The sequence below is a fragment of the Acinetobacter haemolyticus genome, assembly GCF_003323815.1.
Classification (GTDB): domain Bacteria; phylum Pseudomonadota; class Gammaproteobacteria; order Pseudomonadales; family Moraxellaceae; genus Acinetobacter; species Acinetobacter haemolyticus.
Window position 1 is genome coordinate 724,977 of the sequence record NZ_CP030880.1, and the last position, 14,207, is coordinate 739,183.

Sequence of the window (14,207 nt, forward strand, 5' to 3'; positions counted from 1 at the left end):
TAAAAGCAACAAAAGGCGCATCATGCGCCTTTTGTTTTATTAAAAGCAATTAGAACTTATAACCAATCTTTAAGCCGTAAGCGATAGCATCATTATTTTTGAACTCAGCGATATAAGCAGGTGTCTCAAACTGTGAGGCAGATTGTGCTTTGGCATCACCTAACCAGAAATATTTCACGCCACCTGCGATGAAGTAGTTTGGAGCAGGGCTGTATTGAACACCTAAGCCAACATTCCAATAGCCTTCAGTTGGACCCAGTGTGGTGACTGGGTTACCAGCACCTGAGTCCCAGCCTACAGATACGTTACCCGCCCATTGCTCATTCAGTTTACGCCCTACACCCGCAGTTACCGAATATTGGTCATCGGTATAAGCGACAAGATCAAAGCCATTTACAATAGGTGTTAGTACTGATGCTGCACCAAACTTATAAGGACGAATAGCAAAGTCTTTCCAGTTCACCCAACGAATGTTAGCAAAGGCAACAGTATTTTCCATAATCCCTGTTTGTAGATCGAGATTGATTGACTGTGGGGTGGTAATTTCTGTAACGCCTAGGGCATTATTAATTTGAATCAGACTTGCATTTAGATCAGGAGATGATGGGATCATACCCGCAGCATTATGTTTTTCATAAGCATTCATTTCATGCTTAATCTTTGCCCGATAGGTGAGAGATGCTTTCAGTGCAATTTCTGGAATTTGATAAGCGACACCTGCTAGCCAGCCAACAGCTTCATCACGACCTGTTTTAAAGTCATAGCCATTATAGGCACTGTAACTTGTGCCACGTAATAATACGTTAGCATCCAGTGTTTGATAAACGGCTCCTGCATAAAGATTCCAGTTTTGAGTGGGTTGGTAGCCGAAAAGTAAATTTAAATTTTCAGTACGAACCTTAACTGAGGTATTCCCTTGGAACGGGACAGGACGATTTTCTACAAAGTTATTTTGACCATGATATTCAGCATCAGCACCATATGGATGATCATAAAGCAAACCAATAGAAAATTGTTCAGTTGCTTGAATTTTTAAGGCTGCGCTTGGAGAGTAATAATGATTTGCCATGTCTCCTGTATTATTTTGAGATGTATCTTTCCCTGATACGTCCGCACTTAGAAAAGTAATACCCGCTTCAAAATAATTGCTTGGCTGCAAGAAGGCTGAAATTGACTGACCAGAACGATCCAAGGCTGCTGCAAAAGCAGAGGTTGTTGGTAATAAACTAAGTAAAATTGCTGTTTGAATCGCATGCAGCTTCATTGATATTTTCTCTCATATCAGGTGTAACTAGAATGCCGCGAAAAGTAACACAATTTTTGAGTGCTAAAATATTTTTACAAATGTTCATAAATGAACTGATAAAGTCATGAAAAGTTGTTGAGTCATAAGGCTTTATAGATTAATCACTCTAAAAGTTGATTAACCGGTAAATTCAGTCGATAAAAAAAAGACCGTCTTGCGACGGTCTTTTTCATTGAGATGGATTAGAAGCGGTAACCGATTTTCAAACCATAAGCGAGAGCTTTGTTGTCTTCGAACTTCGCGACATAGTCATCGCTACCAGCTTGTGCACCAGTTTGCGCTTTAGCATCGCCTAACCAGAAGTACTTCACACCACCAGCGATAAATGTCGCTGGAGTAGGGCTATATTGAACGCCTACACCGACATTCCAATAACCTTCTGTTGGACCTAAGGTTGTGATTGGATTGCCTGCACCAGAATCCCAACCTACAGAAACGTTACCAGCCCATTGCTCGCTAAGTTTACGACCAACACCAGCATTTACTGACCATTGGTCATCTGCATATTCAACAAGACTAAAACCATCAGGACGACCAATGATTGGTCCAACTAATTTTGCTACTTCACCAAATTTGTAAGGAGTGATTGAGAAGTCTTTCCAGTTTACCCAACGTACATTAGCAAATGCAACGGTATTCGCCATGATACCTGTTTGGAAATCAAGATTTACAGATTGTGGTGTGGTAATTTTGGTTTTATTGTCAGCACTTAGAGCCGCAAGTTGTGATGCATCAAGCCCTAAACCGGTGAGTACACCCCCCAATAGAGGGAAGCCCAATAGTGCTAGATCTTCATTGATATTGACTTTGTGGTCGATTTCAGAGCGATAAGTAATCGAAGCTTTGAGGGCAATTTCTGGAATTTGATAAGCAGCACCTGCTAACCAGCCTACACCAGTGGTTTCTTTGATGTTTGCATCATAGCCATTGTAAAGACTATATGCTTCACCACGTAAGTTAACGTGGCCTTTGACGGTTTGCAGTACTGGACCAGCATAGAAGTTAAAGTTTTGATTTGGTTGGAAACCAAAAACCATTGCTAAGTTTTGAGTATCTACTTTGACTTCCGTATTATTACTGTCTGTACTTGAACCAAGATAACCTTTGGCTGCTTCTAGCGCACCAGCAAGCTGTTGGAATTCTTGGCTGCTTTGCACTTGGGCTTTTGCCTGAGCAATAGATTGTTCATTTACAGGTATGCCTTGTGCTTCTAAAGCACCAATCGCTCTTTTTGTAACAATACCATCAATAGATTTTGCTGATAAAACACCGTCATTTGGACCAGATACAAATACATTTTCCCCAGTGTATTTTGCATCTGCACCAAAAGGTTGGTCATAGAGTAAACCAAATGAGAATTTATCTGTGAGTTGAAGTTTTAATGCTGCACTTGGAAAAAAATAATCCCCAGCCATATCATCAATTTTACGATTTGTCGCAGTTCCACCTGCTTCTTGTCCTTTAACTGTCGGATCTAGAACCGAGATACCCGCTTCAAAATAGTTACCTGGTTGTAAGAATGCAGACATAGACTGACCCGAACGGTCTAACGCTGCTGCAAAGACTCCAGTTGCAGGTAACGTCGCTAAGATCATTGCAGTGCTAAGGTGTTTTAATTTCATTTTAAATCTTTCCTTGAACTTTTAAGATTCTTAAGTTTAGAAGCTATGAAATGACATGAAAAAGTCATTCATATTTGATTGGCTATAACTTCATGTAACAAAAATACCATAATTAAAATAAGAGTAAATGTTCTAAATGAACTAGTTAGTACGATTGATTGGATGAAATTGAACAAAAAAAATGCTATAAATATTTATATACATATGTGTTTTTATTGATAAAATAATGAAATATATAAAATATTTATGAAAAATTACTCTTGCAAATTCTATAAAAAAAATTTTTTTTAGGTCAAAGATTTTTTGTAAAAAATACGATCTTATTTGCAGTATTGGCTAAAAATGCATATTTTTAGGATCAAATAAATATTCATATAAATTTTACAGAAAATTTACGCATTTTAGTTGTTCTGACATAGAGAATTTACGCACTCAATTTCCATACTTATGCCGAACTATTTTTTTATGGCATTACCTATGTGGGAATTTATTTCCGTATTTATGTTTGCATTGCTTCTAGCGTATCCCTTAGGACGCTATCTCGCCGATGTGATGCAAGCAAAACCGATGCGAAGCGACCGATTTTTTAAATGGATAGAGCAACCAATTTACTCCATTTTGAATGTGAAACAAGTGGGTATGAATTGGCGGCAGTATCTTGGCGCTTTTATCACCTGTAATGTTTTGCTCTTAGCCACAAGTGTTGCAATCTTGATGACACAGGCTTGGTTGCCATTAAATCCAGATCATATCCCTAACATGAATTGGGATCTGGCATTACACACCAGCATTTCATTTTTGACCAATACCAATCAGCAGCATTATTCAGGACAAGCTCAATTGTCTTATCTGTCGCAAATGACAGTGATTGTTGGTTTGCAATATTTATCTCCAATTATGGGTTTGGCTTTACTAACAGCCATGTTAAGAGCTTTATTTTTACAGCCCAAAGATCAAGCTGTGGAAAATGTTGAACTCAAAAATGCGTCGCAAATTAATCTTGGAAATTATTGGATGGATATGATCCGACCATTATTCAGATTCTTTATTCCTTTGGGTTTAGTTTTTTCTCTATTACTGACTTTTCAAGGTGTGCCATCAACACTTTCTGCTGGTCCAACCGTCCAAGTTTTAGATCAAGCAGTAGAAGTACAGACACAACATATTCCACTTGGACCCGTTGCACCAATGGTCGCGATCAAGCAATTAGGGAGTAATGGTGGTGGTTGGTATGGTCCTAACAGTAGTGTGCCTTTAGAAAATCCAACGCCATTATCTAATGTGTTGGAGATGCTAGCGATCTTACTGATCCCAATGTCAGTTGTGTTTATGCTTGGTCGTTTTATTCAACGCAAAAAATTGATGTGGATGATTTTGGGCACGATGCTGTTGATGTCATTGACTTCAACATTATTTGCTTTGTGGACTGAAAAATCGTCATTGGTTCCAAATATTGCGCTAATGGAAGGGAAAGAAGTCCGTTTTGGAGCTGAAGCCTCTGCATTGTGGGGAAGTCTAACCACACAGGTAAATAATGGTTCGGTCAATATGATGCATGACTCAGCTTCACCATTAACGGGTTTGGTTGAGCTATCCAATATGCTGATCAATGCCATTTGGGGTGGGATTGGTTGTGGTTTATTACAGTTCTTTATTTATCTATTTTTAGCTGTATTTATTGCAGGTTTGATGACAGGTCGCACGCCTGAATTATTTGGACGAAAAATTGAAGTCACTGAAATTAAGTTATTGGCACTGGTCATTCTTTTACAACCTGTGGTGATTCTTGGTTTGACGGCGATCGCTATCGCTTTCCCATCTTTAACAGGAAATTCAAACCCTGCATCGCATGCTATTAGCCAAGTCTTTTATGAATATGTGTCTGCGTTTGCCAATAATGGTTCTGGTTTTGAAGGCTTAGCCGACAACACTTTATGGTGGAATCTCAGCGCCAGTGTTGCGTTATTAGCAGGTCGTTATAGCGTGTTGATCATTCCCGTTTTAATTGCAGTTAGTTTAGCAACCAAACCTAAAGCAGATGAGACCAAGGGTTCATTACAGATTGAGTCGGCTACATTTGCACTGACTCTAATCGGAATTGTACTGATTTTAACGCTTTTGCAATTTATGCCAGTGTTGGTGATTGGACCAATTGCTGATTATTTATCTGTAAAGATCTAGTGGAGCAAATACCATGAATCACTCTAATGCGACACAAATGGATATCTTGAATAAAGAAATTATTCAGCAAACCTTTTATAAATTATTACCACAGCATGCCTTTAAAAATCCTGTGATGGCATGTGTATGGATTGGAACGGTGTTAAGCATCGTGGCGACGTTGATGGGTAGCACCAGTTTTGGATTTGGTATTTTACTGAGCTTGATCTTACTAGTAACTGTTTTGTTTGCCAATTATGCCGAAGCAGTGGCAGAAGCTAAAGGGCGTGGACAGGCATCTTCTTTACGCCAAGCCCGTGAAAACTTAATGGCAAATAAAATTGCTGATCTAAATGCTACTCCAACGGTGATTTCTGCAAATTTATTAAAAAAAGATGATTTGGTGATCATCAAAGCAGGTGAAATCGTGCCTGCAGATGGTGAAATCATTCAAGGTTTTGCCACCATTAATGAATCGGCGGTGACAGGTGAGTCTGCGCCTGTATTGCGTGGAGCCAATACGGATCGGTCAGGTGTGATTGGCGGTACCAAGGTTTTGTCTGATCAAATTATTGTTCGTGTCAGTAATGAGGCAGGCAATAGTTTCTTAGATCGCATGATTGCTTTGGTTGAAGGTGCAAATCGTCAAAAAACACCGAATGAAATTGCACTCAGTATTTTGCTGAACATCATGACCATTACTTTTATTGTTGTGGTTGCCACATTACCGTTTATTGGTTCTATGGTGGGAATCAAAATCAGTCTGGTGATGTTGATTGCATTATTGGTCTGTCTCATTCCAACAACAATTGGTGGTTTGTTGCCTGCGATTGGGATTGCAGGGATGAACAGAGCCTTAAAAGCCAATGTGTTGGCGAAATCAGGTAAGGCGGTTGAAGTTGCTGGTGATATTGATGTGTTGCTGTTGGATAAAACAGGCACGATTACCTATGGTGATCGTCAAGCAACCGCCTTTTACCCTTTAACTGGTGTGAGTCCAAGTGAATTACGCCAAGCAGCGATGCTTACATCTTTTGCTGATCCAACCCCTGAGGGTAAGTCAGTGGTGAGTTTAGCTAAAGAAATGGGAGAAAATATCCATGAATCTAAAGATGCTGAATTTATTCAGTTTAGTGCTTCAACACGCTTATCAGGGGTAAATTTAGCTTCTGGAGATCAGATTCGTAAAGGGGCAGTAGATGCGATTCTTAAATTCACCAATCAAACTATTAAAAATAATATTGAATTGAATGTTTGTGTTGAGCATGTTGCCTCAAAAGGTGCAACGCCATTGGTTGTCGCACTGAATGATAGGATTTTAGGTGTAATTGAACTCTCAGATGTGATTAAGCAAGGCATTAAAGAACGTTTTGCATTGTTGAGAGAGATGGGGATTAAAACCATCATGGTTACGGGTGATAATCCTTTGACCGCAGCCGCAATTGCCGCTGAAGCAGGCGTGGATGATTATATTGCTGAAGCTCGCCCAGAAGATAAATTAGCCTGCATTCGTAAAGAGCAAGCTGCAGGGAAGTTGGTGGCGATGGTTGGAGATGGAACCAATGATGCACCTGCGTTGGCACAAGCCGATATTGGTTTAGCCATGAATTCTGGTACGCAAGCTGCGAAAGAAGCGGGAAATATGGTTGATCTGGACTCTGATCCAACCAAACTGCTTGATGTGGTAGAAATTGGTAAGCAGCAGTTGATTACCCGTGGTGCTTTAACCACATTTTCTTTAGCCAACGATGTGTCTAAATACTTTGTGATTTTGCCTGCACTGTTCGCCGTTGCAATTCCTCAGCTTGATGTATTGAATATTTTGCAGTTGGGTAGTCCAAGCAGTGCCGTGATTTCTGCATTGATTTTTAATGCACTGATCATTCCGATGTTGATTCCTTTAGCGCTTAAAGGGGTGCAATTTAAACCTGCCAGTGCTTTACAATTGTTGCGTCGTAATATGCTGATCTATGGTGTAGGGGGCGTGGTTTTTCCGTTTATTGCCATCAAATTGATTGACCTTGTTGTGTCGTTGTGGATTTAGGAGTACACCATGAATAGATTAGAAAATTTTCCGCTATCTTCTGAGCCACAACCACTCTTTCGTTCTAGTTTTGGTTTAATTGTGGTTGGATTTCTGATTGCAGGCGTATTGTATTGCAGTGTGAGTGTATCTTTGGCTCAATTGTTATTTCCAAAGCAGGCCAATGGTAGTGTTATCGAGTTAAATGGAAAAATTGTCGGGTCAAGCTTGGTGGGACAGAATTTTGTGAGTGATCACTACTTTCACGCTCGCCCAAGTGCCATCGCGTATGATGCGGATGCGGTTGGGGGAAGTAATTTGGCACTCTCCAATCCTGAATTACAACAACAGATTCAGGAACGGGTGATTCAATTTGCAGACAAAAATGGAATTACAGTGCAGCAAGTTCCACATGATATGGTAACTGCATCAGGAAGTGGAATTGATCCAGACATTTCACCTCAAAGTGCCTTATTACAAGTGAAACGGGTAGCGCAACAACGTGCTTTATCCGAGCAGAAAGTGAGAGATTTAGTGCAACAGCAGATTCAATCGGCTCAATTGGGCTTGTATGGGCAGGCGCGGGTGAATGTGCTTCAACTGAACTTAGCTTTAGATCAGTTATCATCAACTTCACGTTGATAGAGCTTAGCCTATGCAAATCGATCGAAATAACAAAGCAGATGCATGGTTGGCGCATAGCCAACGTGAGCAATCTGGGCGTCTGACCATTTTCTTGGGTGCAGCGCCAGGCGTAGGTAAAACCTATGCCATGCTCACTCGAGCACATGAGTTAATGCAGCAAGGGCATCATGTGGCGGTGGGTATTGTTGAAACACATGGTCGAGCTGATACGCAGGCTTTGATACATGGGTTAAATGTAATTCCGAGAAAAAGTGTTGAGTATCAAGATCGATTTTTAGATGAAATGGATCTTGATCAACTTCTGAAGTTGAAACCTGAAATTGTTTTGGTAGATGAACTTGCACATCGAAACGTACCCAATAGCCGTCATGAATATCGTTGGCAAGATGTGAATGAGTTACTAGATGCAGGTATTGATGTGTATAGCACATTGAATATTCAGCATCTCGAAAGTTTGAATGATGTGGTCTATCAAATTACGGGCATTCGGGTAACTGAAACAGTGCCTGATGCATTATTAAAAAGATTAAAAGATATTCGCTTGGTTGATCTGCCTGTACCTGAACTATTGGAGCGTATGCATCATGGCAAAATTTATTTAGCTGATGTCGCCCCACATGCCTTGCAAGGCTTTTTTAAGCCAGCCAATCTTACGGCTTTACGAGACCTTGCGATTCAAACGGTTGCAGGACAGGTGGATATTGATTATCGGGAGAAATTTGTAGCTCAGGGACAAATTATTCCGATTCAAAATCATGTGATGTTAGCCATTGATGGAACTGAATTTTCAGAGGATTTGGTCAGACGAGCACATCGGATCGCTGAAAGGAGGAATGCAACTTGGAGTGTGATTTCAATTCAAAAAAGCAAAATTGAAAATACTCAGACTTTTGCAGTGAGCAAAGCATTCAACCTAGCGCGTAAGCTTGGTGCTGATACCCATTTACTCTATAGCAATCATATTGCAGCTACAATTTTACAGGCAGCATATGATTGTGGCGCATCCAATATTTTATTGGGTAAAAGCCCACAAAAATCATTTTGGCAACGTTTGTTTTCAGATCATATTGCGGATCAACTTTTAGAAAAACAGCATCCCTTTGAGATTACTTTTGTTCAGCCCTTAACGTCTAAGTCGCAGGAGTTAAAAAACTCACTACTTGATATGGCTCAGTCTGAGCAGAAATTTAGTGTTGACCATAAAGAATTATTGGAAAGTTCATTCATTATTTTATTGGGATTGATGATTGCTGCGATCAGTGACCGATTTATTGGATATAGTGATTTAGCGTTAATTTTTATTGTCACGGTCTTGCTTGTCGCAATTCGAGCAAAAATGTTGATTACGCTTGCTAGCGTATTTATTTGTTTTTTACTCTATAACTACTTTTTTATTGAACCACGCTTCACATTTATGATTAGTGCTGAACGCGGTGTGATTACAATTATTACTTTTATTATTTCAGCACTTTTGGTCGGACGCTTAGCAAATCAATTGCGTGCTCAGGTTTTGAGTTTACGCGCTGCCAATTCAGCTTCACTACAATTACAGGAGTTAGAAAGAAAGTTATCCAGCTGTGTCGATATTCAACAGGTTCTAAATATAGCTAAGCAACACTTAGAAAGCTCATTAAACGCATATGTATGGCTAAGAGTTGGTACTCAAGTTTCTGGTGAAATCTCGGTTCTAAATGAGAAAGATCAAATCGCGGCAGATTGGGCTCAAAAAAATGCAAAACCTTGTGGACGTTTTACCAATACTTTAACGCAGACAGAGTGGTGGTTTAAGCCACTGAATCTAGTCGAGAGTCATGGGGTTATTGCAATTCGCTTTCGACACCATCCACAAGCACTTAGTTTTGAACTACAGCGTTTGGCTGAGTTAATGATTGATGATATTGCACAAACGCTGTCCCGTATTCAGCTTTCCTTACAATTGGAAAATTCAAGAGTGGTGGCTGAAACAGAAAAATTGCGTTCAGCTTTACTTTCATCGGTATCACATGATTTACGTTCGCCGTTGGCTGCGATGATTGGTTCAGCAGATACGCTCAAATATTATGGCGAGCAAATGCCTAAAACAGATCGTGATGAGTTATTAGATACCATTCATATAGAAGGTGAGCGCTTAGACCGTTATATTCAAAACCTTTTGGATATGACCCGTTTGGGACATCAAGGCTTAACGCTCAGTCGAGCTTGGATTGGTGTGGATGAATTAATTGGCTCCGCCACTGAACGTCTGAAACGTTATCAACCTCAAGTCAAAATTCAGGTTCAGTTAGCTGAAGATCTGCCGCAATTGTATGTCCATCCCGCTTTAATTGAACAAGCTATTTTTAACGTTTTAGAAAATGCAGCTAAATTCTCTCCAGATAATGTGCCGATAGAGGTGAACATTCAGCTGGTCGAAAGCTATTTACAGATTGAGATTGAAGATCAAGGTGTTGGTATTCCTGAAGATGAACGTGAACAGATTTTTGATATGTTCTACACCATGCAAAGAGGTGATCGGGGTAAAACAGGAACAGGGCTTGGCCTTTCGATAGTAAAAGCGATTATCGGTGCACATATGGGATCGATAGAAGCATTGAGCGGCAAGCATGGTCAAGGCACTTTAATTAGAATACGATTACCATTACATCAGGATTAAAATGATTTCATGCCTCATACATTAAATACTCAAGCTTCAATTCTTATTATTGATGATGAACCACAAATTCGAAAATTCTTGGATATTGCTTTGCGGGCGCAAGGTTATCGAGTGCAAGTTGCTGAAAATGGTATGAAGGGTTTAGAGATTTTAGCTACACGAGGTGCTGATCTTTTGATTCTGGATTTGGGGTTGCCTGATATGGATGGCCATGACGTACTGAAAGAATTGCGTCAGTGGTCTGATGTTCCAGTCATTGTGCTTTCTGCTCGACCTGATGAAAACCAAAAAATTAAATTACTGGATGCGGGGGCAAATGATTACGTTACCAAGCCTTTCAGTATTCAGGAGCTCTGCGCGCGTATGCGTGTCTTGTTTCGTAATAAAGCGCCAACATTAGAGCAGAAGACAGTGTTTAACGATGGGGAACTATTTGTTGATATTGCTGAACATATTGTTCGAGTTGAAAACGAAGAAATCATTCTAACTAAAAAAGAATTACAGCTTTTGGCATTACTGATTCGCCACCAAGGAAAGATTGTTACCCAAAAACAAATCATGACTGAGCTATGGGGTGTTAGCCACGAAGAGGATACTCACTATCTCCGCATCTTAGTCAAAAAACTTCGAACCAAAATTGGAGATTCAGCTATCAGTCCCAAGTATATTTTTACAATTGCAGGTGTTGGATTACGTTTTCAAGGGCAATCTGACACCTGAAAATAAAAGAGAGTTTTAACTCTCTTTTGGGTAATGGATATTTATTTTAAATTTGGATCGCCTTTTTTCAAAAAGAAATGCAAAGCAAGTTTTTGTACCCAAGTTCCATAGGGTGGATAGAATAATTGCGTTGGGAAAAAGCGATGACGAGCAAACACTGTTTTTGCATGTGAAAGTTCACGAAACCCTTCTACGCCATGATATGTTCCCATACCTGAATTGCCGATACCGCCAAAAGGCGCATCATGATTCACGACATGCCATCCCCAATCATTGATTGTGACGCCACCTGAATGCGTTTGTTTTAAGATATGATCGCGTTCATTGGCATCATGGGTAAAGCAATAAAGTGCCAATGGACGTTCACCTGTTTTGATATATGTAATCGCATCATCTATTGCATCATATGCAACTACCGGAAGAACTGGGCCAAATAACTCTTCTTTTAAAATCCGCATATCTGGTGTGCAATTTAAGACAATGTGTACAGGCATGCGACGCCCATCTTGGTCTGGAACATAGTCCCCGCATGTGATGATCTCTGCACCTTTTGCTTTAGCATCTTCAAGTATTTTGAGTAATCGTTTTAAATGCCGATCATTGACGATAGACGTGTAATTGGTATTTTTTGAAATATTATCGCCATACATCGATGAAAAATATGATTTACATTCTTCCACAAAGGCATTGATTTTTTCCTTCGGTACTAATGCATAATCAGGTGCAACACAAATTTGGCCACAATTGGTTGCTTTACCATGTAAGATTCGCATTGCTGCATCAGCCAAAGGATAGTGACGACTCACCAAAGCAGGTGATTTACCGCCAAGTTCTAAGGTAACTGGAGTTAAGTTTTCTGCTGCCGCACGCATCACCACGCGGCCAATCGCTGGTGATCCAGTGAAAACAATATGATTGAACGGAAGGGTTGTAAATAATGAAGGGTCTGTGATTTCTTCACCAAAAATAGCAACTTCGTCTTCAGTGAAAACCTCAGCAAGCATGCGTTTCATGACCGCATTTGTTGCAGGAGTAATTTCTGGCAGTTTAACCATGACTCGATTGCCTGCTGCAATCGCTGCGATTAATGGTCCTAACGCCAAATAAACGGGGAAATTCCAAGGCACAACAACGCCAACAACTCCTTTGGGTTGGTATTGCACACGTAAACGATTGGATAAGAAAAGTAATTCTGTACTGCGTTTGCTTGGGCGCATCCATTTACGTAAATGCCGAATTGCATGTTCCGCTTCGAGTACTGAGCCGAGTAAATCTAATAGTTTTGATTCATCGATAGAGCGAGAGCTAAAGTCAGTATTGATTGCAGCAGCAATAACATCTTGATAGCGAATAATTTGCTTTTTGAGGTTGAATAACTTACTGCGCCGTGTGTCTAAGTCTGGGTAGGGTTGAGCAGCAAAAGCAGCAGATTGTTGAGCGAAAATAGCATACATATGCTCGTGAGCAGGTGACTCAGATTGTTGTGAATGCGCTTGATTCATATTTTACCTTCTATGTTTTTATCTTTGATTTCAAGGAGTCTTAGTAATCTATATCTATCAAAGTATGTCGGTCAGTGCTGGATTCATAATTCTTTCATCAATTTTATATACATTGCGATCAAATAAGCGATCAAAGATTGATGAGAGATGATTTTGAACGATATAAATATTCATTTATTTCATAGTATCAATGCTTTTGCTTTACAATATCCAGTCTTAGATCAAATTGTGATCTTTTTGGCAAATGATTTAAACACAGTCTTTATTAGTTTTCTTGTGTTTTTGTTATTACTGCAATGGAAGACGCACCATTTAATATTTGCAAAAACTCTGTTTATCGTACTTATATCATTATTATTATGTGATTTAGTTGATTATTTTTATCATTCACCGCGGCCATTTCAACTCGGTTTAGGACATAAATTGATTGGTCATGGTTCAACTTCTTCTTTTCCTAGCCAACATACATTAACGATTGTGATTATTGGGTGCTCGTACTTATTGGCAGGTTTTAAATTGATTGGTGGTATTGGGTTAGTGTTTAGTCTGATCGTGGGGTTATCACGTATTTTTGTGGGTGTTCATTTTCCTTTCGATATCATTGGAGCCTTTCTAATCGGTTTAATGTTGGTATTATTTGTGAATTACAGCCTAAGAATATTAACGTTGAGATTACGCAAGGCGATACCTTTGCTAAATTGAAGCTAAAAAAGACGAAGCAAATGCTCCGTCTTTTATGGTTTATTTTGCAGATTAGTTGTCAAATTTATATATTTAAGTTCTCGAACGTTAGAAATTCCAGAGGAAAATAATATTTTCATTTTATAGATGAAGTTGTTAGCATCAAAGATCGGTTTAGATAGTGTGTGATTAAGCATGTCTTCAGGGCAACAAGTTTTAATTAAACTCAGAAAAATGATCATCGCAGGGGAAATTGAAGGGGGAAGTCGAATTGCTGAGATTCCAACTGCGGAGTTGCTAGGTGTCTCTAGGCAGCCGATTCGAATGGCATTTCGTTTGCTTGAGCAGGAAGGTCTGTTAATAAAAAATCCAACTCGCGGGTATACGGTACGAGAGATTTCCGGAAAACTGATTCATGATGCACTTGAGGTTCGTGGTGTGCTTGAAGGATTAGCAGCAAAAACAATAGCAGAGCAAGGATTAACTGATCAGCAAAAACTCACCTTGCAAGAATGCATTCAGGAAATAGAACAGCTTTTTAATGAGCATACTGAATTTGGTGATGCTGAATTAGAGCGCTATCACCACTATAATGTAATTTTTCACGATACGATTATTCAAGGGGCGCAGAATATAGCGCTATTACAGGCTTTGGCAAAAAATAATCAATTGCCAATGGCATCAGCGCAAGCGATTACTTTTGATCAAACAAAGGCGTTATCTGAATATCGTCGATTGCATTATGCACATCTCCAACATTGTTCAATTTATGACGCGTTATTACATCGCCAAGCAGGACGTGCTGAAACCCTTATGCGCGAACATAGTAGTGTGGTGATATTGGGTGAAACCTTAACTGGTATTCTTAGTGATGAAACTTAATGAGTTCCTTTTG

Annotated in this window: 10 protein-coding genes; 7 read left to right on the plus strand and 3 right to left on the minus strand. The window is 39.7% G+C overall.

What is annotated here, in order from left to right; all coding sequences use genetic code 11:
- Nucleotides 1-49: 49 nt before the first annotated feature.
- Together DS737_RS03430 and DS737_RS03435 are read right to left on the minus strand one after the other, a co-directional pair.
- The gene (locus DS737_RS03430) at nucleotides 50-1,264 is read right to left on the minus strand and encodes an OmpP1/FadL family transporter (protein WP_113996767.1); all 1,215 of its coding nucleotides are present in this window, start codon (nucleotides 1,262-1,264) and stop codon (nucleotides 50-52) included.
- Nucleotides 1,265-1,488: 224 nt separating this feature from the next.
- On the minus strand, nucleotides 1,489-2,928 hold the full coding sequence (locus tag DS737_RS03435; RefSeq protein ID WP_113996768.1) for an outer membrane protein transport protein: 1,440 nt from the start codon (nucleotides 2,926-2,928) through the stop codon (nucleotides 1,489-1,491).
- A gap of 477 nt (nucleotides 2,929-3,405) precedes the next feature.
- Here DS737_RS03435 and kdpA point away from each other — a divergent pair, with 477 nt between their 5' ends.
- From kdpA to DS737_RS03460, 5 genes are read left to right on the plus strand one after another with little or no spacing between them, the layout of a single operon-like run.
- Entirely contained in the window at nucleotides 3,406-5,109 is a 1,704-nt protein-coding gene (kdpA, locus tag DS737_RS03440) for a potassium-transporting ATPase subunit KdpA (RefSeq protein WP_113997952.1), read from the plus strand.
- 13 nt (nucleotides 5,110-5,122) lie between these two features.
- On the plus strand, nucleotides 5,123-7,132 hold the full coding sequence (gene kdpB / locus DS737_RS03445) for a potassium-transporting ATPase subunit KdpB (protein WP_113996769.1): 2,010 nt from the start codon (nucleotides 5,123-5,125) through the stop codon (nucleotides 7,130-7,132).
- A gap of 9 nt (nucleotides 7,133-7,141) precedes the next feature.
- Complete coding sequence (gene kdpC / locus DS737_RS03450; RefSeq protein ID WP_113996770.1) at nucleotides 7,142-7,753, plus strand: potassium-transporting ATPase subunit KdpC; 612 nt, start codon at nucleotides 7,142-7,144, stop codon at nucleotides 7,751-7,753.
- Nucleotides 7,754-7,766: 13 nt separating this feature from the next.
- Nucleotides 7,767-10,409, plus strand: coding sequence for a sensor histidine kinase (locus tag DS737_RS03455; protein ID WP_113996771.1), 2,643 nt, complete (start codon nucleotides 7,767-7,769; stop codon nucleotides 10,407-10,409).
- Nucleotides 10,410-10,418: 9 nt separating this feature from the next.
- Nucleotides 10,419-11,129 (plus strand): response regulator, encoded by a 711-nt coding sequence (locus tag DS737_RS03460; protein WP_113996772.1) that lies wholly within the window; start codon nucleotides 10,419-10,421, stop codon nucleotides 11,127-11,129.
- 41 nt (nucleotides 11,130-11,170) lie between these two features.
- Here DS737_RS03460 and DS737_RS03465 read toward each other — a convergent pair whose 3' ends face one another.
- Nucleotides 11,171-12,631 (minus strand): coniferyl aldehyde dehydrogenase, encoded by a 1,461-nt coding sequence (locus DS737_RS03465; RefSeq protein ID WP_113996773.1) that lies wholly within the window; start codon nucleotides 12,629-12,631, stop codon nucleotides 11,171-11,173.
- 147 nt (nucleotides 12,632-12,778) lie between these two features.
- Here DS737_RS03465 and DS737_RS03470 point away from each other — a divergent pair, with 147 nt between their 5' ends.
- Entirely contained in the window at nucleotides 12,779-13,333 is a 555-nt protein-coding gene (locus DS737_RS03470) for a phosphatase PAP2 family protein (protein ID WP_113996774.1), read from the plus strand.
- A gap of 174 nt (nucleotides 13,334-13,507) precedes the next feature.
- The gene (locus DS737_RS03475) at nucleotides 13,508-14,194 is read left to right on the plus strand and encodes a GntR family transcriptional regulator (RefSeq protein ID WP_005083105.1); all 687 of its coding nucleotides are present in this window, start codon (nucleotides 13,508-13,510) and stop codon (nucleotides 14,192-14,194) included.
- Nucleotides 14,195-14,207: the final 13 nt, after the last annotated feature.

Coding starts and splice junctions, on each gene's coding strand:
- DS737_RS03430 (WP_113996767.1), bottom strand. CDS start 1,264: ATGAAGCTGCATGCGATTCAAACAGCAATTTTACTTAGTTTATTACCA.
- DS737_RS03435 (WP_113996768.1), bottom strand. CDS start 2,928: ATGAAATTAAAACACCTTAGCACTGCAATGATCTTAGCGACGTTACCT.
- kdpA (WP_113997952.1), top strand. CDS start 3,406: ATGTGGGAATTTATTTCCGTATTTATGTTTGCATTGCTTCTAGCGTAT.
- kdpB (WP_113996769.1), top strand. CDS start 5,123: ATGAATCACTCTAATGCGACACAAATGGATATCTTGAATAAAGAAATT.
- kdpC (WP_113996770.1), top strand. CDS start 7,142: ATGAATAGATTAGAAAATTTTCCGCTATCTTCTGAGCCACAACCACTC.
- DS737_RS03455 (WP_113996771.1), top strand. CDS start 7,767: ATGCAAATCGATCGAAATAACAAAGCAGATGCATGGTTGGCGCATAGC.
- DS737_RS03460 (WP_113996772.1), top strand. CDS start 10,419: ATGCCTCATACATTAAATACTCAAGCTTCAATTCTTATTATTGATGAT.
- DS737_RS03465 (WP_113996773.1), bottom strand. CDS start 12,631: ATGAATCAAGCGCATTCACAACAATCTGAGTCACCTGCTCACGAGCAT.
- DS737_RS03470 (WP_113996774.1), top strand. CDS start 12,779: ATGATTTTGAACGATATAAATATTCATTTATTTCATAGTATCAATGCT.
- DS737_RS03475 (WP_005083105.1), top strand. CDS start 13,508: ATGTCTTCAGGGCAACAAGTTTTAATTAAACTCAGAAAAATGATCATC.